Raw genomic sequence first — 21,268 nt, 5'->3', positions numbered from 1 at the left:
AGTGATGGATGTGCCGGAATTACCAGAGGTTGAGACGGTCCGGCGCACTCTGACCGGGCTTGTAAAGGGAAAAACAATCAAATCGGTAGAGATCAGATGGCCGAATATCATCAAACGGCCTGCCGAGCCGGAGGAATTTGCGCGAAAACTAGCAGGAGAAACGATACAGTCCATCGGAAGACGGGGAAAGTTTTTACTGTTTCATTTAGATCATTATGTTATGGTTTCTCACCTTCGAATGGAAGGAAAATACGGTCTTCATCAAGCCGAGGAGCCTGACGATAAACACGTGCATGTCATATTCACGATGACGGATGGAACCCAGCTTCGGTACAGGGATGTGCGGAAATTTGGAACTATGCACTTATTTAAACCGGGAGAAGAAGCGGGCGAGCTCCCGCTTTCTCAGTTAGGTCCGGAGCCGGATGCAGAAGAATTTACAAGTGCGTATTTAAAAGAACGGCTTGCGAAAACAAACCGCGCTGTCAAAACTGCCCTACTGGATCAAAAAACGGTAGTTGGACTAGGAAACATTTATGTGGATGAGGCTCTTTTCAGAGCGGGTGTTCATCCCGAGATAAAAGCAAATCAATTATCAGATAAAACAATCAAAACCCTTCACGCTGAAATCAAAAACACTCTGCAGGAGGCGATTGATGCGGGCGGAAGCACAGTCCGTTCATATATCAACTCCCAAGGGGAAATCGGAATGTTCCAGCTGCAGCATTTTGTGTACGGAAAAAAAGACGAGCCATGCAAAAATTGCGGAACGATGATTTCGAAAATTGTCGTTGGAGGAAGAGGCACGCATTTTTGCGCAAAGTGCCAGAAAAAAAAGTAGCATAATGCTTCATCGTCCAAGCTGTCGGTGCATATATCAGTAACTCTGTAATGGAGGATGCCATTTTCGAAACACGGATTTTTCACTTTCCCATATATATGATTGTGATGAATCCCGGGCATTTCACATCTGATACAAGAGCACCAACAGAAAGGAAGAAACGGATATGCAAATGGTTTCTATACTGCTGCTGGCGTTGGCTGTCAGCTTGGACAGTTTTTCAGTCGGATTTACGTACGGATTGAGAAAAATGAAAATACCGTTTAAAGCGATTTTGGTTATCGCCTGCTGTTCCGGTGCTGTCATGTTTATATCCATGCTGATCGGAAGCTTTCTCACGAAGTTTTTTCCTGTATATGTGACGGAGAAGCTTGGCGGTTTGATATTGGTTGGAATCGGTGCGTGGGTTCTGTATCAATTTTTCAAACCGGCAAAAGATAAAGAATACCTATTGCATGAAAAAACACTGCTTAATCTAGAGGTTCGGTCATTAGGAATTGTGATTCATATTTTGAGAAAACCAATGAGTGCGGATATCGACAAATCGGGTGTGATCAACGGAATTGAGGCGGTCTTATTGGGATTTGCCTTATCGATTGATGCCTTTGGAGCAGGTATAGGCGCAGCCATTCTCGGTTTTTCGCCGATTGTGATGAGCATCGCCGTGGCAATCATGAGCTCGCTGTTTGTATCAATTGGAATCAATGCCGGCCATTTTCTGTCTAAGTGGAAATGGATCGATAAAATGGCGTTTTTGCCGGGGCTTCTATTAATCACGATTGGGCTCTGGAAATTGTAAAAAGGAGTGGATCTCTTGACCTTAGTCATTGGTTTAACGGGAGGAATAGCTAGCGGCAAAAGCACGGTAGCCAATATGCTGATTGAAAAAGGAATAACAGTTATAGATGCAGATATCATTGCAAAACAAGCGGTAGAAAAAGGGATGCCGGCCTACCGGCAAATCATTGACGAATTCGGTGAAGACATACTGCTCTCAAATGGCGATATAGATCGAAAAAAGCTTGGAGCGCTGGTATTTACAAATGAACAAAAACGTCTCGCTTTAAATGCAATTGTTCATCCCGCAGTCAGGCAGGAAATGCTCAATCGCCGTGATGAAGCCGTTGCAAATCGGGAGGCATTTGTTGTATTGGATATCCCGCTATTGTTCGAAAGCAAATTGGAATCATTGGTTGATAAAATTATTGTGGTCAGTGTGACAAAAGAGCTTCAACTGGAACGTCTGATGAAGCGCAATCAGCTGACGGAAGAAGAAGCAGTCAGCCGTATCCGCTCTCAAATGCCCTTAGAGGAAAAAACAGCAAGAGCAGATCAAGTCATTGATAACAGCGGCACGCTTGAAGAGACCGAAAGGCAGCTTGATGAAATCATGAACAGCTGGGCATAATACAAAAAACACCGTTCATATTGAACGGTGTTTTTTTGCCATTAAAAATCAAAGTTGTCCGGATCAGGACCGACGCGCAAGTTTTCATTCAGTGCATCGATTCGGTTCATGTCATCCTGCGTTAATTCAAAGTCAAATACGCTTGCATTTTCTTTAATGCGGTGTTCCTTCGTTGATTTAGGAATCGTAATGATGCCATGCTGCAGATCCCAGCGCAAAATAATTTGTGCGACAGATTTATTGTATGTTTGAGCGATGTCAGCCAATACAGGGTGATCCAGCAGCTGCCCCTGCATTAAAGGTGACCAAGCCTCCATCTGGATGCCCTGATTTTGGCAGTATCTTATCAACTCTTTTTGTGTGAGGCGCGGGTGAAATTCCACTTGGTTAATCATAGGCTTAATTTCAGCTGCCGTCATCAGATCTTCAAGATGGTGAATTTGGAAGTTGCTTACGCCAATCGCTTTGATACGGCCTTCTTTATACAGCGTTTCAAGCGCTCTCCAAGCTTCTTTATACTTTCCTTCTACAGGCCAGTGGATGAGATATAGATCCAAATAATCCAGACCGAGTTTGGACAGACTTGTTTCAAACGCGGCGAGTGTTTCTTCGTAGCCTAAATCCGCATTCCATACTTTCGATGTGATAAACAGATCCTCTCTTGAAATGCCTGCTTCTTCAATGCCTTCCCGAATCCCTTCTCCAACGCCAGCTTCATTTCCATAGATAGCTGCAGTATCAATACTGCGGTACCCGTGAACAATGGCAGTTTTAACTGCGTTTACCAGTTCAGATCCTTCTTCCACTTGGAACACGCCGAGGCCGAACCAAGGCATTGCTACCCCATTATGAAGTGTTGCTTTTGCTTGTAAATGTGTTGTCATGTTCATTTCCTCCTTTAAAATTGCCAGGCTTCCTGCCGATCTCGTTTTTCCATTAAGCGGCTCCAGCCTGTTAAAATGACTGCACCGACCACCATTAATCCGCCTATCCAAGCGGTATGAATCAATCCGATTGAATCGGTGATCACACCGCCAAGGTATGACCCAAGCGCGATTCCTGCATTAAAGGCAGCGATATTCATTGCGGATGCGACGTCAACTGCACTCGGGACAAAACGCTCAGCCAGCATGACGACATACACCTGAAGGCCTGGCACGTTCATAAAGGCCAGCAATCCCATACAGAGAATGGTAATGAGCCCTGCTGCTTGATACGGGGCTGTAAATGTCAGTACGAATAGAACAATTGCTTGTACGATAAACATATAGAATAAAGCGGCAATCGGATTTCGGTTTGACAGCTTTCCGCCAATCATATTGCCGATAGCAATAGCTATTCCGTATCCGAGCAGAATCACTGCAACAGTCCCGGCTTTGAAGCCTGTTACTTCCTGAAGCAGGGGAGACAGATACGTGAACACAACGAATGTTCCTCCGTATCCAAGCGCTGTAATGACAAATAAAAGCAATAACCGGCTGTTTGTCACAAGCTTCAATTGATCCCGCATCGTTGTTTTCGTCCCTTTTCGTAATTTGGACGGTACAAGAATGCCATTTGTAATGAAAGCAATGATTCCGACGGCGATAATGACCATAAAGGCGAAACGCCAGCCGAACTGCTGGCCGATAAATGTCCCAAAAGGAACTCCGGTTACAGTTGCCACAGTGAGGCCAGTAAACATAATTGAAATCGCGCTAGCCCTTTTATCTTCCGGGACAATATCCGCTGCGATTGTCGAACCGATCGACATAAACACACCGTGCGAAAATGCCGATATCACACGTGCTGCTAGTAAAATCCCGATGCTTGAAGCGGTTGCTGCCATCGTATTACCGGCAATAAAAATAAACATGATCCAAAGCAATAGTGTCTTACGTGACATGCTTGAGGTCAATGAAGTTAATATAGGTGCCCCAAATGTAACGCCGAGCGCATAAAGGGAAACGGTTAATCCTGCTGTCGTGACTGGAATATGCAGGTCATCAGCAATGAGCGGCAAAAGGCCGACACTGATAAATTCAGTTGTCCCTATTGCGAATGCACTTACGGCCAAAGCCAGTAGTGCAGGAATACTGCTTTTGGCTGAAGTCATGATGTTCCTCCTTTGTAAGATGTGTTGTATGATTGAAATTCTGCCGAGTAAGCTATATAAATAAAAAAGAGCAGATTCAAATCAGCCGGCAAATGTGATTATGAAACATATCGTTAAGAAATAAAAGTACGTACTTTGAAGTGCTATAGTCACTTTTTGGTGCCTGTGAGGAGAATGGATTGTATGGAGAAGAAAAAATATAACATTTCTGTTGAAGCGACTCTTGAAGTGATCGGTGGGAAATGGAAATGCGTCATTTTATGCCATCTGACGCACGGAAAAAAACGCACAAGTGAATTAAAACGCCTAATGCCCAACATCACGCAAAAAATGCTGACTCAGCAGCTGCGCGAGCTGGAAGCGGACGGTGTCATTAACCGAATCGTATATAATCAAGTTCCTCCCAAAGTGGAATACGAGCTCAGCGAATACGGCCGCAGCTTAGAAGGGATTTTAGATATGCTGTGTGCTTGGGGAGCGAATCATATTAACAGAGTGTACGGGGATACTTTTTCTGTGCTAGAAGAAAGTGTGCTCAATGATAAGTTAAAACAGGAATCATAAAGCATGAGGGCAGTCAGTGCGGAGCGCTGGCTGCTTTTTGGTTCTTACGCCTGATATTCTGTGCAAGAAAACATAAGATGCATCATAAATTAGCGTTATAATCGTTGATTTTTATCAATATGTACTGGCGAATTTGTTTTAATGTGTTATACTAATTTTAGATAGTAACAAATTAGGATGGCATAATTGATAAGGGGTGTCCAACATGAAGGTAAAAGTAGCGATCAACGGGTTTGGAAGAATCGGAAGAATGGTTTTTAGAAAAGCGATGTTAGACGATCAAATTCAAGTAGTGGCCATTAACGCCAGCTATTCCGCAGAAACGCTGGCTCATTTAATAAAGTATGACACAATTCACGGCAGATACGACAAAGAGGTTGTGGCTGGTGAAGACAGCCTGATCGTAAATGGAAAGAAAGTGCTTTTGTTAAACAGCCGTGATCCAAAACAGCTGCCTTGGCGGGAATATGATATTGACATAGTCGTCGAAGCAACAGGGAAGTTTAATGCTAAAGATAAAGCGATGGGCCATATAGAAGCAGGTGCAAAAAAAGTGATTTTGACCGCTCCGGGAAAAAATGAAGACGTTACCATTGTGATGGGCGTAAATGAGGACCAATTCGACGCTGAGCGCCATGTCATTATTTCAAATGCGTCATGCACGACAAATTGCCTTGCGCCTGTTGTAAAAGTGCTGGATGAAGAGTTTGGCATTGAGAGCGGTCTGATGACTACAGTTCATGCGTATACGAATGACCAAAAAAATATTGATAACCCGCACAAAGATTTGCGCCGGGCGCGGGCTTGCGGTGAATCCATCATTCCGACGACAACAGGAGCGGCAAAGGCGCTTTCACTTGTGCTGCCGCATTTGAAAGGAAAACTTCACGGCCTCGCCTTGCGTGTCCCTGTTCCGAACGTCTCATTGGTTGATCTCGTTGTTGATCTGAAAACGGATGTTACGTCTGAAGAAGTAAACGAGGCATTTAAACGCGCTGCCAAAACGTCGATGTACGGTGTACTTGATTACTCAGATGAACCGCTTGTTTCGACTGATTATAATACGAATCCTCATTCAGCGGTCATTGACGGGCTTACAACAATGGTAATGGAAGACAGGAAAGTAAAGGTGCTGGCGTGGTATGACAACGAATGGGGCTACTCCTGCAGAGTTGTTGATCTGATCCGCCATGTAGCGGCACGAATGAAACATCCGTCTGCTGTATAAAATAAGGTCATGGACACATTTTAAAGAAAAAACCCTTAACAGCATATTTCTGAAAAAACGCACCTTGCAAATTAGACTTAAACACAGTATACTATTTTTCGTGAACTTCTTGCTTGAGACTGTTTCGGAATTACTTAAAGGGTTAGGACCTCTCCGGACTAACTTTCCCCCGTGGTAAATGGCCGACCCAGTTGTTGGAATTTCACTTTTTAATTCTTGTTAAGGGGGGTCCATGACTATGGAAACAATGGGGCGTCACGTTATCTCCGAGCTATGGGGATGCGATTTTGATAAGCTGAATGACATGGATTTTATTGAAAAAACGTTTGTAAATGCTGCTCTAAAATCAGGTGCTGAGGTGCGCGAGGTTGCATTTCACAAATTTGCACCGCAAGGCGTAAGCGGAGTTGTGATTATTTCTGAATCACACTTAACGATTCACAGTTTTCCTGAGCACGGATATGCGAGCATTGATGTTTATACTTGTGGAGACTTAGATCCTAATGTCGCTGCTGATTACATTGCAGAGGCATTACATGCTGATACAAGAGAAAACATTGAAATACCAAGAGGAATGGGGCCTGTGCAAATTAAACAGGCGCAAGCGAAAGTACTATAAAGTAAATTGCGAACACAAAGGGAGCTGAAGCTAGAAAGCCATTATGCGCTTTTTAGCTTATGCTCCTTTTATTTTTATAAAGAAACGAGAGTGTCAGCTTTTTCTTTTTTCATTTTTTTTGTAAAATAAGAAGGAGATTTTCACAAACCACCTAATGCTATAGAAACAAATTTAACAACGGCTCTCCCGACAGATGCTGTCACATCTATTTTTAAAAGGCGGAGGCTGCCGAAAATACATTGCAGGGAACGATATAGTTGGGAGCTGATTTTATTGAAATGTCCTTCATGCCAGCATAACGGAACACGAGTCCTTGATTCACGGCCTGTGGATGACGGAAAGTCGATTCGCCGAAGACGCGAGTGCGAATCCTGCCACTACCGGTTTACGACCTTTGAGAAAGTGGAGGAAACCCCGCTCATCGTCGTGAAAAAAGAAGGTGTGCGTGAGGAATTCAGCAGAGAAAAAATGCTGCGCGGCCTCATAAAAGCATGTGAAAAAAGGCCTGTTTCACTCAAAACGCTTGAAGACATGTGCTTTGATATTGAAAAAGAGCTTCGCAATCAAGGCTGCTCCGAGGTGAAGAGTGAGCTCGTCGGAGAAATGGTCATGGACCGGCTGGCTAAGATTGACGAAGTCGCATATGTGCGGTTCGCGTCCGTCTATCGGCAGTTTAAAGATATAAACGTCTTTATCGATGAATTAAAAGACTTAATAAAGAAAGAGCGTTAAAAGAGCTAAGAGGATTCTTCTAGCTCTTTTCTCATGTGCAAAATTGGCATTTGATAGATATAAGAAACGGTGTAAAATGAAAGGTAGAAACAAATTCGGAAGGTTTGAGAATGTATGGCTGACTATTGGAAAGATGTACTGCCTGTAGACCCGTATGTGGTTAAAAGCAGATCGATGCTGCAGGATATTGACAGACAAATTATTACACAACTGTACCAGCCCTTAATCGGCCCTGTTGCATTCTCTCTTTATATGACATTGTGGGGAGAGCTTGAACAAAACCGTCTGTGGGGCGGAGAGTCCACACATAGACAGCTGATGGCGATGACACAGTCCAACTTAAAAACGATCCATCAGGAACAGGGGAAGCTCGAGGGCATCGGATTGCTGAAAGTATATATGAAAGAATCCGAGCGGCAGGAGCGCCTCTTTATATATGAACTCCTTCCGCCGCTCAGACCAAATGAATTTTTTGAAGACGGAATGCTGAATGTTTTTCTGTATAATAGGGTCGGAAAAACGAAATATCAGCAATTAAAACAATTTTTTACGCACCCGGCCATTTCAGAAGATGCGAAGGACATTACGCGTCCGTTTAATCATGCGTTTGAATCGCTGCAGCCGAGTGAATGGAAGCTCACATCCGATATGGAGGAAACGGTAAGGCTTGCCGAGGGGTCCGAGTATACTTCTGTCGGACAGTCTCCGTCCTACACCATAACGGAGGATGTGTTTGATTTTGATTTGTTTTTAGCGGGACTTTCTGAGACGATGATACCGAGAAAAGCGATGACCCAGCAGGTGCGGGACACAATCAAAAAGCTTTCTTATCTGTACGGAATTGACCCTTTGCAAATGCAAAATGTTGTGATGAGCGCAATTGATGAGCGTGACGTCATTACGACGGAGGCATTAAGAAAAGCGGCGAGCGACTGGTATCAAATTGAAAGAAACGGACAGCTGCCCGATTTGGTGGAAAAAACACAGCCGGTGCATCTGCGTGAAGGCGAAAAACCGGCAGAAGAGGATTCTCTGGATGGGAAACTGATTGCATTGCTGGAGGCGATTTCACCGAAGAAGCTTCTGCAGGACATTGCTGACGGAACAGAGCCGTCAAAAGCTGATCTGAAGATCATAGAAGAAATTATGTTCGAACAGAAGCTCGAGCCAGGCGTCACAAATGTGTTAATTTATTATGTCATGCTGAAAACCGACATGAAGCTGTCGAAAAACTATATCCAAAAAATCGCTTCGCATTGGGCACGCAAAAAGGTGAAAACGGTCAGGGAAGCGATGAAGCTCGCAATAGAAGAAAACCGCCAGTATCTTGAATGGGCTGAGGGAAAAACAAAGTCTTCGAAACGAAACCAAAAAGTGATTCGTGAAGAAAAGCTTCCTGATTGGATGACAGAAAAGGAAACAGCGTCCGATTCAGAATCCGGACAGCAGAAGCTGCATCCGCAGGATTTGGAAGAACAGAAGAAAAAGATGATGGAAGAAATGCAAAAACTGAAAAAATACTCTGCCTATTAAAGACAGAGATGCGGGGTGAAGGAATAGATGGAACCAATCGGCCGTTCCCTGCAGGGCGTAACCGGCAGGCCGGATTTCCAAAAACGTCTTGAACAAATGAAGGAAAAAGTCATGAAAGATCAAGATGTTCAAGCATTTTTGAAGGAAAACGAAGAAGTGATTGACCAAAAAATGATCGAAAAGAGCTTAAATAAGCTTTATGAATATATCGAACAAAGCAAGAATTGCTCCTATTGTTCGGAAGATGAAAACTGCAACAATTTGTTGGAGGGCTACCATCCGAAGCTTGTTGTCAATGGGAGGTCTATTGATATCGAGTATTACGAATGTCCAGTCAAACGGAAGCTCGACCAGCAGAAGAAACAACAGTCTCTTATGAAAAGCATGTATATCCAGCAGGATCTTCTTGGAGCGACGTTCCAGCAAGTTGATATCAGTGACCCAAGCAGACTCGCGATGTTTCAGCATGTTACAGACTTCCTGAAAAGCTATAATGAGACGGGAAAAGGGAAAGGATTATATTTATACGGGAAATTTGGGGTAGGAAAAACGTTTATGCTCGCTGCAATTGCCAATGAGCTGGCGGAAAAAGAGTATTCCTCCATGATTGTTTATGTGCCTGAATTTGTGAGAGAGCTTAAGAATTCGCTGCAAGACCAGACATTGGAAGAGAAGCTCAATATGGTAAAGACCACACCCGTATTAATGCTTGATGACATCGGAGCAGAATCAATGACAAGCTGGGTAAGGGATGAGGTCATCGGAACGGTGCTTCAGCACAGAATGTCCCAGCAGCTGCCAACGTTCTTTTCTTCTAATTTCTCACCTGACGAGCTGAAGCATCATTTTACGTATTCGCAGAGGGGAGAAAAAGAAGAAGTAAAAGCTGCAAGATTAATGGAGCGGATATTATATTTGGCTGCTCCGATCCGCCTTGACGGAGAAAACCGCCGACATCCATAATTGCTGCGGTTCAAAGGGGAAGGAACTGAGGGTATGAAACGAAAAACGGCTGTAAAATGGCTGGCAGTGCTTGCAGGTGCTGGTTTACTCTATTGGGGAAATAAAACGTATTTGAATGTATCGCCGAAAGAAATCAGGGTATGGGTATTGTCGTTCGGAGTCTTTGCACCTCTGATGTTTATCGGGATATCCATCGTCAGGCCACTTGTTTTATTTCCGGTGTCTGTTATTTCAATAGCTGGCGGACTTGCGTTTGGCCCGCTTCTCGGCACGCTTTATACGTTATTCGGTTCGATGTGCGCTTCAGCTGTTTCGTTTTTTGCGGCCGGTTTGTTTTCGGCGAAAAAGCACGGGCATTACGAAAGGCTTGAAGCCATACAGAAGCAAATGGAGGATAATGGATTTTTCTATATCTTTCTTTTGAGAATCCTGCCGATCAATTTTGATTTCGTCAGCTATGCGGCAGGCCTTTCCAATGTCAAAGCGCTGCCGTATTTTGCCGCAACGGCTGTGGGAATCATCCCTGGGACGATTGCGCTTAATGTGCTGGGTGCGAGCTTTTTGGCTGGCAATCTGCCCGCTTTCTTTATGGTGCTCGCTTTGTATATCGTGTTTATCTCACTGCCGTTCATCTTCAGAAAGAAAATGCAAAACTTGTTCCAAGAATCAAATTAAGATTTGCCAGTGACCTTTACGTCTATTTTAAAAACATCCCCCATATACTTGTAACAGATGCCGTAAGGGGGGACAAACATGCTTGAAATAATCTTTGAAGATGACCATGATACAGCCGCTTTTTTACATCTCATTCAGCATTCGGACGATCGGAACAATATCATTGTCCGTGAAGGCATACGAAAAATCGGGATTGAAAAAGCGAATCCGGCTTTTCCTATTCAGCGTTTTATGGAGCCGATTCTGGTCAAATTTTTTTTGGAATGCAAAGAAGACGAGCATATGCTGTCATTGATTGAGGAAACTTATTGTTTCACGGACCAGGATGAACAGCAGCAAATCCTTCAGCTCGCACACAGTATTATTGAAGGTGAAGCAGACGATCTTCCGTTTGAGCCGCTGAAGCTTTCACGGAAACAATCAATCTTGGATGAACTCCAAACGATCTGTTTAGAGGAAGGAGTATTTTACATTCGCTCCTTTCAGACCTTCCGACTTGGATCATACTATAAGCAGCTGAGAGATATTACAGAAGCAGCGATTGATGAATATAAGATGGAACAGGAATATCAAAACTTTATTCAAACACTCAGAGACTATGTAAACGCCAAACAGCCGCGAATCAAAAAAGTGCATATTGTCCATGATGGTTCCTTTACATTATGGGAGCTGCGCTATGTGCCGGAACGGGAAAAAATGAAATACATAGACAGGAGATTTGTCCGGGATCATCCTATGTATATTGATTCTCATTTGCTCGCGCCGCTGATTTCCATTGCGCCTGATGAAGTCGTGCTTTATACCGACCAGCCCGAGCACATGATGGCAAGGACCATTCAAAACGTATTTCAAGAGAGAGTGGAAATGCTCCCGCTGCATGCTTTTACAGATGCAGAAATACCGGTGAAGCACTCGGAAGGATGAGGGCCGGCAGCCTGTCTATATAAGGCTGTCGGTTTAAAAAAAGGAAACGCGATCGTGTTGATTTTTTGGATTGAACAATTTATAATACATAGGAGATTAAGAAAGACACACGTATTGATAAGGACACGAAGGAATGATACCGGCTCAAAGAGAGGGAAGCCCTGGCTGCAAGCTTCCCAGCTAAGGACCATTCGCTTTACCGCCTTTGAACTTCAGCTGTGAACCCCTTGAAAAGGAACAGTAATGGCTGACGGGAACTCCCGTTACAGAGCTAAGAGCCGCAGGTGCCGTGTATTGGCTTTGCGGAAAAAAGGGTGGAACCACGATTCCGTTTATTCAACCTCGTCCCTTTCATAGGGGGCGGGGTTTTTATATGCAAAAAAAGGAGTGACAAAGATGTCAGATATGGTAAAAATCACATTTCCTGATGGAGCAGTCAAGGAGTTTGCGAAAGGAACAACAACAGAAGATATCGCGGCATCCATCAGTCCGGGATTAAAGAAAAAATCATTAGCCGGAAAACTGAACGGAAAAGAAATCGATTTAAGAACGCCGATCAATGAAGACGGTACAGTGGAAATCATTACAGAAGGCTCAGAAGAAGGTCTTCAAATTATGCGCCACAGTACGGCTCACTTGCTGGCTCAAGCGATTAAACGCATCTACAAGGATGTTAAATTCGGCGTCGGTCCGGTTATCGAAAACGGGTTTTACTACGATGTAGAAATGGACGAAGCGATTACACCGGAGGATCTGCCGAAAATCGAGAAAGAAATGAAAAAAATCGTTAATGCGAACCTTCCGATCGTTCGAAAAGAAGTCAGCCGTGAAGAAGCGAAAGCCCGTTTTGCGGAAATCGGCGACGACCTGAAGCTTGAACTATTGGATGCGATTCCTGAAGGAGAAACCGTTTCGATCTATGAGCAAGGCGAATTTTTTGACCTGTGCCGCGGCGTCCATGTTCCTTCAACCGGAAAAATCAAAGAGTTTAAGCTGTTAAGCCTTGCTGGCGCATACTGGCGCGGTGACAGCAAAAACCAAATGCTTCAGCGCGTATATGGTACAGCTTTCTTCAAAAAAGCTGATCTTGAAGAGCATCTTCGTATGCTAGAAGAAGCGAAAGAACGCGACCACAGAAAGCTTGGCAAAGAATTAAAGCTGTTTGCGAACTCTCAAAAAGTCGGACAAGGCCTGCCGCTTTGGCTGCCAAAAGGCGCAACAATCCGCCGCGTCATCGAGCGATATATTGTCGATAAAGAAATCAGCCTCGGCTATGAGCATGTATACACACCTGTGCTTGGCAGCAAAGAGCTGTATGAAACATCAGGGCATTGGGACCATTATCAGGAAGGCATGTTCCCTCCGATGGAAATGGACAATGAAACACTTGTATTGCGTCCGATGAACTGTCCGCACCATATGATGATTTACAAACAAGACATTCACAGTTACCGCGAGCTTCCGATTCGTATTGCGGAGCTTGGAACGATGCACCGCTATGAAATGTCAGGTGCGCTGTCAGGGCTTCAACGCGTACGTGGGATGACGTTAAATGATGCACACATCTTTGTGCGCCCGGATCAAATTAAGGATGAGTTTATCCGCACAGTCCGTTTAATCCAGGATGTATATGAAGACTTCGGTTTAAGTGATTACACATTCCGTCTGTCTTACCGCGATCCGGAAGATACAGAGAAATATTTTGATGACGATGAAATGTGGAACAAAGCGCAATCCATGCTGAAAGAGGCAATGGACGAAATCGGCCACGACTATTACGAAGCAGAAGGTGAAGCGGCATTCTACGGCCCTAAACTTGATGTTCAGGTGAAAACTGCGATCGGAAAAGAAGAAACACTGTCTACGGTACAGCTTGATTTCTTATTGCCGGAACGTTTCGACCTGACATACATCGGTGAGGACGGCAAGCAGCACCGTCCGGTTGTCATTCACAGAGGTGTCGTTTCAACAATGGAACGCTTTGTTGCCTTCTTAATCGAAGAACACAAAGGCGCGCTGCCGACATGGCTTGCACCGGTTCAGTTCCAAGTCATCCCGGTTTCTCCGGCTGTGCATTTAGACTACGCGAAAAAAGTGCAGGAACGCCTGCAGCGTGAAGGCCTGCGTGTTGAAGTCGACAGCCGCGATGAAAAAATCGGCTACAAAATCCGTGAAGCGCAAATGCAAAAAATCCCGTACATGCTGGTGGTCGGTGACCAAGAAGCAGAAAACGGAGCGGTAAACGTGCGTAAATACGGAGAACAGAACTCTGAAACCATTTCACTTGATGAGTTTGTGAAAAAGGCAGTAGCTGAGGCGAAAAAATAAAATAAAAAAGCATGATCTCATTGAAGAGATCATGCTTTTTTATTTCTCTAATATAGGAAACAAATCATGAAGGCTGCTGATGATGTAATCAGGCGTTACGTCAGTTTCGTTTTTCTTATCCGTCCGGTTGATCCAAACGGTTTTGATTCCGGCTCTTGAAGCGCCTAAAATATCAGTATTCAAATTATCGCCGACCATGATGGCATCGTCTTTTTCAATATTCATCAGCTTAAGGCAGTGTTCAAAAATTGAAACATCCGGCTTGCCCTTGCCGAATGTGCCCGAGATGACGATTTCATTGAAGTAAGGAGCGAGCTCAGGTACGCCGGCAAGCTTCTCCTTTTGCAGACTCGGATCTCCATTTGTCAAAAGCAATAATTCATACTTGCCTTTTAATTGATCGAGTACAGCAAAAGTTTCATCATATACAAAAGGGCGTTTTCTGCGCTCTGCCGCAAAAAATTCTCCCAAGTATTCGCCATATGCAGGATCATCGATCCCAAGCGCTTTCAGTCCGTTTGTCCATGCATTTCTTCTGTACTCCGGCACAATCTTGTTCAGCTTTTGAAAGCCTTCACTGATTGGCTCTGAGAAATTGGACCACAGTCCTTCAAACGGGTTAATGCCGATCATCACTGTATATGGATACGTCTCATATGACATGTACAATTCTCTCGCCGCTTCGCGAACAGCTGCTTCGAATTCCTCAGGGGCAAGGCCATATTTTTTCTCCGCCTGTAAGCAAGTTTCTGCAAATGTTGTTCTGACGCTTTTCTCGTCCCAAAGTAGTGTATCATCTAAATCAAAAAATACGGCTTTCATGATCTTCTCCTCTGCTTCAGATTCAAATCTTTCTGCCAAAAGGCTCATGTTTTATTTTACAATAGATAAAAGCCTTGTGAAATATGTTTTCAGACGATTTTAAAAAAACAGTCAGCCCTAAAACGAAAACATGCTAGAATGAAAACGGAAAGAACAGGTGACATGAATGATTCATTTAATGATTATGATGCTGGAGAGAGTGGGGATTATTGTTATATTAGGGTTCATTCTCGCCCATACGAAACTTTTCAGACAAGCTCTTCAGAATCAGGACGGCTATAAAGGAAAAGCGATTTTAATTTCTATTTTTTCTCTTTTCAGCATCATCAGCAATTATACAGGCATCGAAATTCAAAGAAATATGATTGTAAACAATGACTGGGTGTTTACGATAGATCCATCGGGCTCTATCGCGAATACCCGTATTTTGGGCGTGGAAATCGGGGGCCTTCTCGGAGGTCCTTTTGTAGGGGCTGGGATCGGCATACTTGCGGGCCTGCATCGTTTTTCACTCGGTGGCAGCACGGCCTTAAGCTGTGCCGTCTCATCTATTTTAGCGGGTGTTCTTGCAGGCTTGATCGGCAGGTATTTTACGAAGCGATATCGAATGCCGACACCGCGCATCGCCGCTCTTGTGGGAATCGGCATGGAGTCACTGCAAATGATCATTATTTTGCTGATGGCAAAGCCGTTCAGTGACGCCTGGGAGCTTGTCAGCATGATCGGAATTCCGATGATACTCATTAATGGAACAGGCAGTTTTATTTTTCTGTCTATTATTCAAGCGATCATTCGCAAGGAAGAACAGGCAAGAGCTCTCGAAACGCATCGAGTGCTGACGATTGCTGATCAGACACTTCCTTTTTTTCGCCAAGGATTAAATGAAAACTCCTGTAAAAGTGTAGCGGCTATTATCCATAAGCTGACAGGAACAGATGCGGTGTCTCTCACTGACAAAGAAAAGATCCTTGCGCATGTCGGTGCGGGAATGGATCACCACATCCCATCGAAAAGTTTGATCACCGGCCTGTCCAAAAAGGTGATTAAAACAGGGCATATTATGAAGGCGATTTCGCAGGAAGAGATTGAATGCACGCATGCTGAATGCCCTTTGCACGCTGCAATTGTTCTGCCGCTGACATCGAACGGCAATACAATCGGCACCTTAAAAATGTACTTTAAAAGCCCGGCAGGCCTGAGTCAGGTAGAGGAGGAACTTGCCGAGGGGCTGGCCATGCTGTTTTCGACACAGCTTGAGCTTGGGGAAGCAGAGCTGCAAAGCAAACTTCTCAAGGATGCTGAAATTAAAGCGCTTCAAGCACAGGTGAATCCGCATTTTTTATTTAATGCGATCAACACGATTTCTGCGCTATGCCGTACAGATGTTGAAAAAACCCGTAAGCTCCTATTGCAGCTCAGTGTTTATTTTCGTTCAAACCTTCAAGGAGCGAGACAGCTGCTGATTCCGCTCTCAAAGGAGCTGAACCATCTTAACGCCTATTTGTCATTAGAACAGGCGCGTTTTCCCGGGAAATATAAAATTGAGCTTAATATCGACAGCAGACTGGAGCAGATTGAAATCCCTCCGTTTGTTTTGCAGGTGCTTGTCGAGAACGCGCTTCGGCACGCGTTTCCGAAAAAACAAGACATATGCAAGGTTACAGTCTGTGTCTTATCTGATGATGCATCCGTCTATATGAAGGTGGCGGATAACGGACGCGGAATTCCGCCGGACGTCTTGCCGGAACTGGGGAAGAAACCGTTTCCGTCTAAGGAGGGAACCGGTACAGCGCTTTATAACCTAAATCAGCGGCTGATCGGTTTATTCGGACAGCAAGCTGCACTGCATATCAGCAGTGAGGTTCATAAAGGGACAGAGGTTTCCTTTCAAGTGCCAATGCAACAGATGAAAGAGGGAGAAGAACATGCTCAGGGTGTTAATAGTTGATGATGAGATGCTGGCAAGGGATGAACTGGCTTACTTGCTTAAGCGGACCAATGAGGAAATGGAAATCAATGAAGCGGAAAATATCGAATCCGCTTTTGACCAAATGATGGATCAAAAACCTGATTTGCTGTTTTTAGACGTTGATTTATCCGGAGAAAACGGTTTTGATATCGCAAAGCGATTGAAGAAAATGAAGCATCCTCCTGCTGTTGTGTTTGCGACAGCGTATGACCAGTATGCGCTCAAAGCGTTTGAGGTGGACGCTCTTGATTATTTAACCAAGCCTTTCGATGAAGAAAGAATTCAGCAAACGCTGAAAAAATATAAAAAAGTCAATCGGGATATTGTAGAAACAGAGCAAAACAGCCATGCCGGCCAGCACAAGCTCGCGCTATCTGTGGGGGAATCGATTGTGATTGTGGATACGAAGGACATTATCTATGCCGGAACAGAAGATGGTCATGTCAATGTAAAAACCTTCGATCATTCTTATACGGTCAGCGATACACTCGTTGTGATTGAGAAAAAGCTGCCGGATTCTGATTTTATCCGCGTCCATCGGAGCTTTGTCGTGAATACCGAATATATTAAAGAAATTCAGCCATGGTTTAATTCAACGTATAATCTGATTATGAAAGACGGATCGAAAATACCGGTCAGCCGGACATATGCGAAGGAATTGAAAAAGCTGCTCCATATTTGATGGGCGGCTTTTTGCATTTCAGCCATTTGATTCTGCAACTCAGACCTGCTATACGGCATGTTATCTTGTAAGCGCTTTATAACAGGGGATTCTTATTTATAATGAGGGTACCAAAGAGAAAGAGGTGAAGAAAATGAGTGCTAAAAAAGTGTACGGGTTTTTAACACAAGCATTTATTTTTGCCGTCATTATGCTGGTTTCAAATATGATTGCCGCTATTGTCCCAATACCTATCCCGGCATCGGTTGTAGGGTTGGTCTTATTATTTCTCCTATTATGTTTGAAAGTCATTAAACTGGAACAAGTGGAAACGCTCGGAACGTCTTTAACCTCTCTGATCGGATTTTTATTTGTTCCATCAGGTATATCTGTTATGAATTCGCTTGGTGTGATGCAGCAATACGGCCTGCAAATTGTTCTTGTCATTCTGCTCGCAACGATTATTCTGCTGGGGGCTACGGGATTGTTTTCTCAGCTGATTCTGTCGCTGAGCGGAAAACGCAAAACCGCAGCGGACATGAAAACAAAAACAGTGCAAAGCCCGCAGAACAATAACGAACTCGTTCACCATTAAGGGAAACAGGAGGTTCTTCACATGGAAAGCACAATGAGTCCTTATTTTGGGATTGTCGTATCACTTGCTGCATTCGGCATCGGCACCTTTTTATTTAAGAAAACGAAAGGCTTCTTCCTTTTCACTCCTTTGTTTGTTGCCATGGTGCTGGGGATCGCATTTTTAAAAATCGGCGGTTTTTCCTACGCGGATTATAATAACGGGGGAGAGATCATTAAGTTTTTCCTTGAACCGGCAACGATCGCATTTGCAATTCCTTTGTACAAACAAAGAGATAAGCTTAAAAAGTACTGGTGGCAAATCATGGCCTCCATTATTGCCGGCTCTATCTGCTCTGTCACGATTGTTTATTTGCTCGCTAAAGGCATTCATCTCGATTCGGCCGTAATGAAAAGCATGCTTCCGCAGGCGGCTACAACGGCAATTGCGCTTCCTTTATCAAAAGGCATCGGGGGCATCAGCGACATCACAGCCTTTGCGGTCATCTTTAACGCTGTCATCGTATATGCGCTCGGAGCATTGTTCTTGAAGGTGTTTAAAGTGAAAAATCCGATTTCTAAAGGATTGGCTCTTGGAACATCCGGACATGCACTTGGTGTAGCGGTCGGGATTGAGATGGGAGAAGTTGAAGCTGCGATGGCAAGTATTGCTGTTGTCGTAGTAGGAGTGGTAACGGTTCTGGTCATCCCTGTGTTCGTGCAGCTGATCGGAGGATAAGCCAAGGCTGAATGCCTTGGCTTTTTTTATTTTATGGTGCGTCTTCGGGATCGATATACCCTTGTTTAATGCCACATTCTACTTGATCGTCATGCCACTTTTTTCGTTCTTCATAACCATAACCATCGTCATCAGGAAGCTCTGAAGCTGGCTGTTGAATGGTTTTATCTGTCTGACTCGAGGGAGATGGTGGATTTTTACTATTAGATGAGGGTGCCTCGGTCTGCTGCCGTTGTGCCTGTGATTGCCGCTTTTTCTCAGCGTTCGCTTTCTGCTCTTTTTGGATTGCTGCCTGCCGCTGTCTTTCAAGTTCAGCTTGTCTTTTTGCTTCCGCTAATCGCTGATTCTCTGCCGCCTGCTGCTCTGCTAATCGCTGTCTCTCTGCTTTTTCCTCCTGCTGTTTCTTTCGTTTCGCCTCCCGCTCTTTTTCAAGCTTTTTCTCTGCGGCGATTTGTCTTTGCTTTTCAGCTTCTTCTTTTGCCTTCCGCTTTCCTAACTCAGTAGCAAGTGGACTCTCGAACTTCATGTCCAATGAAACGGGTTTTAGTTTTTTTAGCTCTTTCTCCAGCCCCTTTTGAGGAAATGCTGCAGTTGTCTTAACAGTTTCGACTTTTGATTCGGAAGATGTGCTGCTATTCGAGCAACCGGTTAATATCAATGTGAAAAATAAAGCAAGCTGTATCAGTTTGTTCATGTGTCAGGCTCCCTTCTGCTTCTTATATCGGTCAGAGATTAACTTTGTTTTACATTTCTTCCTGTCGGTGGTTTTGTTGTAAATTGCGAAATAAGGGGGGAATTGTTGGTTCTTTGTATTCTGGGTGGGGATGAAAGATTTTCTTTTTCTCTCTTGCGCTCATAGAAAACCCATGTTACAATGTAAAAGTTGTTCCGGATAAGTCGTCCTTGACTAAAGATCCGGTATTGTGTAGAATAGTTATTGAATTGAATATAAATCACAAGCAGAAGCACCCGCTTCTCACCTGATTGACACATGCATGTAGTTGGCAGGTTGACCGTACATTTTTATTGATACAGATGTTCGTAGTGTGGGTGTTTTATAATGCCCACACTTTTTGTTTGCCTGCAAAATGCATTCAAAATGAGTTGTGAATCAATTCGAAGAAACTATGGAGGTGGCTCATTATTAGCAAAGATCAATTGGTTAATGAGGGTATCCGTGCACGTGAGGTCCGTTTAATCGGACAAAATGGCGACCAGCTTGGAATCAAGTCCCGTCAGGAAGCACTTGAAATCGCCGGCCGCGCAAATCTTGACCTTGTGTTAGTTGCAGCGAATGCAAAACCGCCTGTCTGCCGAATCATGGACTACGGTAAGTTCCGATTTGAGCAGCAGAAAAAGGAAAAAGAAGCACGCAAGAATCAAAAAATCATTAACTTAAAAGAAGTTCGGTTAAGTCCGACAATCGATGAGCATGACTTTAACACGAAATTGCGCAATGCGATTAAATTCCTTGAAAAAGGCGATAAAGTGAAAGCTTCTATCCGCTTTAAAGGACGCGCAATCACTCATAAAGAAATCGGTCAGCGTGTATTAGACCGTTTCTCCGAAGCATGTGCTGAGGTTGCGACAGTCGAAACAAAACCAAAAATGGACGGCCGCAGCATGTTCTTAATGCTCGCACCGAAAAACGAAAAGCAATAAGGAGGAAATCCCATGCCAAAAATGAAAACTCACCGCGGATCTGCTAAACGTTTTAAAAAGACAGGTTCTGGGAAGTTAAAACGTTCTCACGCGTACACAAGTCACTTATTCGCCAACAAATCTCAAAAGCAAAAGCGTAAGCTTCGCAAGAGTGCTGTTGTAAGCGCAGGAGACTTCAAACGTATCAAACAAATGCTTGCTAACATCAAGTAATCGGATAAGGAACAATTAGGAGGGAAATTCAATGCCAAGAGTAAAAGGCGGAACTGTTACACGTAAGCGTCGTAAAAAGGTTCTTAAATTAGCAAAAGGTTATTTCGGTTCAAAACATACATTATACAAAGTAGCTAACCAGCAGGTCATGAAATCTGGAAACTATGCTTTCCGTGACCGTCGTCAGAAAAAACGTGATTTCCGTAAACTTTGGATCACTCGTATCAACGCAGCTGCTCGCATGAACGGCCTTTCTTACAGCCGTTTAATGCACGGTCTTAAGCTTTCTGGTATCGAAGTAAACCGTAAAATGCTTGCTGATCTTGCTGTAAACGATCTTACTGCATTCAATCAGCTTGCTGATGCTGCTAAAGCTCAATTAAACAAGTAATCATATAGAGCCGCTCTCCAGCAGAGCGGCTTTTTCTATATAAAGGATGAGGCAACATGATTATTGCTGCTTATTTGGTGTTGATTAATCTGTGCGGTTTTTGGGTGATGGGCATTGACAAACGCAAAGCGCAGCAGCACAAGTGGAGAATTTCTGAAGACCGGCTGTGGCTGATAGCCATCGTGTTTGGAGCGCTCGGTGTCTGGCTTGGCATGCAAACCTTCAGACATAAAACGAAACACGCTTCTTTTAAGTACGGAGTACCGCTTCTTCTGGTAATTGAAGCGATTCTCATCGCTATTTACTACAGCCCGTTTGATTTATAAAA

Annotated in this window: 23 protein-coding genes, 1 pseudogene and 1 other annotated feature; of the genes and pseudogenes, 20 read left to right on the top strand and 4 right to left on the bottom strand. The window is 44.0% G+C overall.

The window, feature by feature from the left end:
• Positions 1-10: 10 nt before the first annotated feature.
• The 3 genes and pseudogenes from mutM to coaE all read left to right on the top strand — a co-directional run bounded on the left by mutM (position 11) and on the right by coaE (position 2,249).
• On the top strand, positions 11-841 hold the full coding sequence (gene mutM / locus ACFVP7_RS16045; protein ID WP_019712903.1) for a DNA-formamidopyrimidine glycosylase: 831 nt from the start codon (positions 11-13) through the stop codon (positions 839-841).
• Between the two features lie 148 nt (positions 842-989).
• Positions 990-1,640: pseudogene (ytaF, locus tag ACFVP7_RS16040) on the top strand (sporulation membrane protein YtaF); the annotation flags it as partial.
• Between the two features lie 15 nt (positions 1,641-1,655).
• Positions 1,656-2,249: a dephospho-CoA kinase gene (gene coaE, locus ACFVP7_RS16035; protein ID WP_128993275.1), complete on the top strand. Its 594-nt coding sequence runs from the start codon at positions 1,656-1,658 to the stop codon at positions 2,247-2,249.
• Positions 2,250-2,290: 41 nt separating this feature from the next.
• Here coaE and ytbE read toward each other — a convergent pair whose 3' ends face one another.
• A complete protein-coding gene (ytbE, locus tag ACFVP7_RS16030; RefSeq protein WP_338730670.1) occupies positions 2,291-3,133 on the bottom strand; it encodes an aldo/keto reductase YtbE in 843 nt (280 codons plus the stop codon).
• 14 nt (positions 3,134-3,147) lie between these two features.
• A complete protein-coding gene (locus ACFVP7_RS16025; protein ID WP_338730668.1) occupies positions 3,148-4,344 on the bottom strand; it encodes an MFS transporter in 1,197 nt (398 codons plus the stop codon).
• A 183-nt stretch (positions 4,345-4,527) separates the two neighbouring features.
• Between ACFVP7_RS16025 and ACFVP7_RS16020 the strand changes: the two genes are divergently transcribed.
• The 9 genes from ACFVP7_RS16020 to thrS all read left to right on the top strand — a co-directional run bounded on the left by ACFVP7_RS16020 (position 4,528) and on the right by thrS (position 13,910).
• Positions 4,528-4,908 carry a winged helix-turn-helix transcriptional regulator gene (locus ACFVP7_RS16020; RefSeq protein ID WP_003229458.1) on the top strand — a complete coding sequence of 127 codons (381 nt, stop codon included), beginning with the start codon at positions 4,528-4,530 and terminating at the stop codon, positions 4,906-4,908.
• Positions 4,909-5,113: 205 nt separating this feature from the next.
• The gene (locus ACFVP7_RS16015) at positions 5,114-6,136 is read left to right on the top strand and encodes a glyceraldehyde-3-phosphate dehydrogenase (RefSeq protein WP_338730667.1); all 1,023 of its coding nucleotides are present in this window, start codon (positions 5,114-5,116) and stop codon (positions 6,134-6,136) included.
• Between the two features lie 238 nt (positions 6,137-6,374).
• Complete coding sequence (gene speD / locus ACFVP7_RS16010; RefSeq protein WP_003223584.1) at positions 6,375-6,755, top strand: adenosylmethionine decarboxylase; 381 nt, start codon at positions 6,375-6,377, stop codon at positions 6,753-6,755.
• A 273-nt stretch (positions 6,756-7,028) separates the two neighbouring features.
• Positions 7,029-7,487 (top strand): transcriptional regulator NrdR, encoded by a 459-nt coding sequence (gene nrdR, locus ACFVP7_RS16005; RefSeq protein WP_003223586.1) that lies wholly within the window; start codon positions 7,029-7,031, stop codon positions 7,485-7,487.
• A gap of 114 nt (positions 7,488-7,601) precedes the next feature.
• Complete coding sequence (dnaB, locus tag ACFVP7_RS16000; protein WP_087614657.1) at positions 7,602-9,020, top strand: replication initiation membrane attachment protein DnaB; 1,419 nt, start codon at positions 7,602-7,604, stop codon at positions 9,018-9,020.
• A gap of 27 nt (positions 9,021-9,047) precedes the next feature.
• Positions 9,048-9,983 carry a primosomal protein DnaI gene (dnaI, locus tag ACFVP7_RS15995; protein ID WP_003229466.1) on the top strand — a complete coding sequence of 312 codons (936 nt, stop codon included), beginning with the start codon at positions 9,048-9,050 and terminating at the stop codon, positions 9,981-9,983.
• A gap of 33 nt (positions 9,984-10,016) precedes the next feature.
• A complete protein-coding gene (locus ACFVP7_RS15990; protein WP_116316279.1) occupies positions 10,017-10,658 on the top strand; it encodes a TVP38/TMEM64 family protein in 642 nt (213 codons plus the stop codon).
• A 78-nt stretch (positions 10,659-10,736) separates the two neighbouring features.
• The gene (gene ytxC, locus ACFVP7_RS15985; RefSeq protein WP_134982332.1) at positions 10,737-11,582 is read left to right on the top strand and encodes a putative sporulation protein YtxC; all 846 of its coding nucleotides are present in this window, start codon (positions 10,737-10,739) and stop codon (positions 11,580-11,582) included.
• A gap of 396 nt (positions 11,583-11,978) precedes the next feature.
• Positions 11,979-13,910, top strand: coding sequence for a threonine--tRNA ligase (thrS, locus tag ACFVP7_RS15980; RefSeq protein WP_014480529.1), 1,932 nt, complete (start codon positions 11,979-11,981; stop codon positions 13,908-13,910).
• Positions 13,911-13,949: 39 nt separating this feature from the next.
• Here thrS and ACFVP7_RS15975 read toward each other — a convergent pair whose 3' ends face one another.
• Positions 13,950-14,732, bottom strand: a complete 783-nt coding sequence (locus tag ACFVP7_RS15975) for an HAD family hydrolase (protein ID WP_338730665.1) — start codon at positions 14,730-14,732, stop codon at positions 13,950-13,952.
• A gap of 166 nt (positions 14,733-14,898) precedes the next feature.
• On the opposite strand from ACFVP7_RS15975, the gene lytS reads away from it, so the two are divergent.
• From lytS to lrgB, 4 genes are all read left to right on the top strand, one after another.
• The gene (gene lytS, locus ACFVP7_RS15970) at positions 14,899-16,680 is read left to right on the top strand and encodes a two-component system sensor histidine kinase LytS (protein WP_003229477.1); all 1,782 of its coding nucleotides are present in this window, start codon (positions 14,899-14,901) and stop codon (positions 16,678-16,680) included.
• Positions 16,658-17,383, top strand: coding sequence for a two-component system response regulator LytT (lytT, locus tag ACFVP7_RS15965; RefSeq protein ID WP_015251493.1), 726 nt, complete (start codon positions 16,658-16,660; stop codon positions 17,381-17,383). The genes lytS and lytT overlap by 23 nt, the downstream gene beginning before the upstream one ends.
• 133 nt (positions 17,384-17,516) lie before the next feature.
• Positions 17,517-17,957, top strand: coding sequence for an antiholin-like murein hydrolase modulator LrgA (gene lrgA, locus ACFVP7_RS15960; RefSeq protein ID WP_014477620.1), 441 nt, complete (start codon positions 17,517-17,519; stop codon positions 17,955-17,957).
• Between the two features lie 21 nt (positions 17,958-17,978).
• The gene (gene lrgB / locus ACFVP7_RS15955) at positions 17,979-18,674 is read left to right on the top strand and encodes an antiholin-like protein LrgB (RefSeq protein WP_003229482.1); all 696 of its coding nucleotides are present in this window, start codon (positions 17,979-17,981) and stop codon (positions 18,672-18,674) included.
• Positions 18,675-18,705: 31 nt separating this feature from the next.
• Here the strand turns inward: lrgB and ACFVP7_RS15950 are convergent, their stop codons facing one another.
• The gene (locus ACFVP7_RS15950; protein ID WP_338730664.1) at positions 18,706-19,368 is read right to left on the bottom strand and encodes a hypothetical protein; all 663 of its coding nucleotides are present in this window, start codon (positions 19,366-19,368) and stop codon (positions 18,706-18,708) included.
• Between the two features lie 257 nt (positions 19,369-19,625).
• Positions 19,626-19,756: a sequence feature (ribosomal protein L20 leader region), on the top strand.
• Between the two features lie 58 nt (positions 19,757-19,814).
• On the opposite strand from ACFVP7_RS15950, the gene infC reads away from it, so the two are divergent.
• From infC to ACFVP7_RS15930, 4 genes are read left to right on the top strand one after another with little or no spacing between them, the layout of a single operon-like run.
• Positions 19,815-20,336: a translation initiation factor IF-3 gene (infC, locus tag ACFVP7_RS15945; protein ID WP_010886591.1), complete on the top strand. Its 522-nt coding sequence runs from the start codon at positions 19,815-19,817 to the stop codon at positions 20,334-20,336.
• A 12-nt stretch (positions 20,337-20,348) separates the two neighbouring features.
• Positions 20,349-20,549 carry a 50S ribosomal protein L35 gene (rpmI, locus tag ACFVP7_RS15940; RefSeq protein WP_003222418.1) on the top strand — a complete coding sequence of 67 codons (201 nt, stop codon included), beginning with the start codon at positions 20,349-20,351 and terminating at the stop codon, positions 20,547-20,549.
• 31 nt (positions 20,550-20,580) lie between these two features.
• Positions 20,581-20,940 carry a 50S ribosomal protein L20 gene (gene rplT, locus ACFVP7_RS15935; RefSeq protein WP_003222420.1) on the top strand — a complete coding sequence of 120 codons (360 nt, stop codon included), beginning with the start codon at positions 20,581-20,583 and terminating at the stop codon, positions 20,938-20,940.
• Between the two features lie 56 nt (positions 20,941-20,996).
• The gene (locus ACFVP7_RS15930) at positions 20,997-21,266 is read left to right on the top strand and encodes a DUF1294 domain-containing protein (protein WP_003229490.1); all 270 of its coding nucleotides are present in this window, start codon (positions 20,997-20,999) and stop codon (positions 21,264-21,266) included.
• Positions 21,267-21,268 lie beyond the last annotated feature (2 nt).

The sequence above is a fragment of the Bacillus sp. SG20033 genome, from assembly GCF_044570195.1.
In the GTDB taxonomy this organism is placed as follows: domain Bacteria; phylum Bacillota; class Bacilli; order Bacillales; family Bacillaceae; genus Bacillus; species Bacillus subtilis.
Note: the sequence above shows the minus strand (reverse complement) of the source record. Positions and strands in the feature narration are given on the sequence as shown.

Coding starts and splice junctions, on each gene's coding strand:
- ytbE (WP_338730670.1), bottom strand. CDS start 3,133: ATGACAACACATTTACAAGCAAAAGCAACACTTCATAATGGGGTAGCA.
- ACFVP7_RS16025 (WP_338730668.1), bottom strand. CDS start 4,344: ATGACTTCAGCCAAAAGCAGTATTCCTGCACTACTGGCTTTGGCCGTA.
- ACFVP7_RS16020 (WP_003229458.1), top strand. CDS start 4,528: ATGGAGAAGAAAAAATATAACATTTCTGTTGAAGCGACTCTTGAAGTG.
- ACFVP7_RS16015 (WP_338730667.1), top strand. CDS start 5,114: ATGAAGGTAAAAGTAGCGATCAACGGGTTTGGAAGAATCGGAAGAATG.
- speD (WP_003223584.1), top strand. CDS start 6,375: ATGGAAACAATGGGGCGTCACGTTATCTCCGAGCTATGGGGATGCGAT.
- dnaB (WP_087614657.1), top strand. CDS start 7,602: ATGGCTGACTATTGGAAAGATGTACTGCCTGTAGACCCGTATGTGGTT.
- dnaI (WP_003229466.1), top strand. CDS start 9,048: ATGGAACCAATCGGCCGTTCCCTGCAGGGCGTAACCGGCAGGCCGGAT.
- ACFVP7_RS15990 (WP_116316279.1), top strand. CDS start 10,017: ATGAAACGAAAAACGGCTGTAAAATGGCTGGCAGTGCTTGCAGGTGCT.
- ytxC (WP_134982332.1), top strand. CDS start 10,737: ATGCTTGAAATAATCTTTGAAGATGACCATGATACAGCCGCTTTTTTA.
- thrS (WP_014480529.1), top strand. CDS start 11,979: ATGTCAGATATGGTAAAAATCACATTTCCTGATGGAGCAGTCAAGGAG.
- ACFVP7_RS15975 (WP_338730665.1), bottom strand. CDS start 14,732: ATGAAAGCCGTATTTTTTGATTTAGATGATACACTACTTTGGGACGAG.
- lytS (WP_003229477.1), top strand. CDS start 14,899: ATGATTCATTTAATGATTATGATGCTGGAGAGAGTGGGGATTATTGTT.
- lytT (WP_015251493.1), top strand. CDS start 16,658: ATGCTCAGGGTGTTAATAGTTGATGATGAGATGCTGGCAAGGGATGAA.
- lrgA (WP_014477620.1), top strand. CDS start 17,517: ATGAGTGCTAAAAAAGTGTACGGGTTTTTAACACAAGCATTTATTTTT.
- lrgB (WP_003229482.1), top strand. CDS start 17,979: ATGGAAAGCACAATGAGTCCTTATTTTGGGATTGTCGTATCACTTGCT.
- ACFVP7_RS15950 (WP_338730664.1), bottom strand. CDS start 19,368: ATGAACAAACTGATACAGCTTGCTTTATTTTTCACATTGATATTAACC.
- rpmI (WP_003222418.1), top strand. CDS start 20,349: ATGCCAAAAATGAAAACTCACCGCGGATCTGCTAAACGTTTTAAAAAG.
- rplT (WP_003222420.1), top strand. CDS start 20,581: ATGCCAAGAGTAAAAGGCGGAACTGTTACACGTAAGCGTCGTAAAAAG.
- ACFVP7_RS15930 (WP_003229490.1), top strand. CDS start 20,997: ATGATTATTGCTGCTTATTTGGTGTTGATTAATCTGTGCGGTTTTTGG.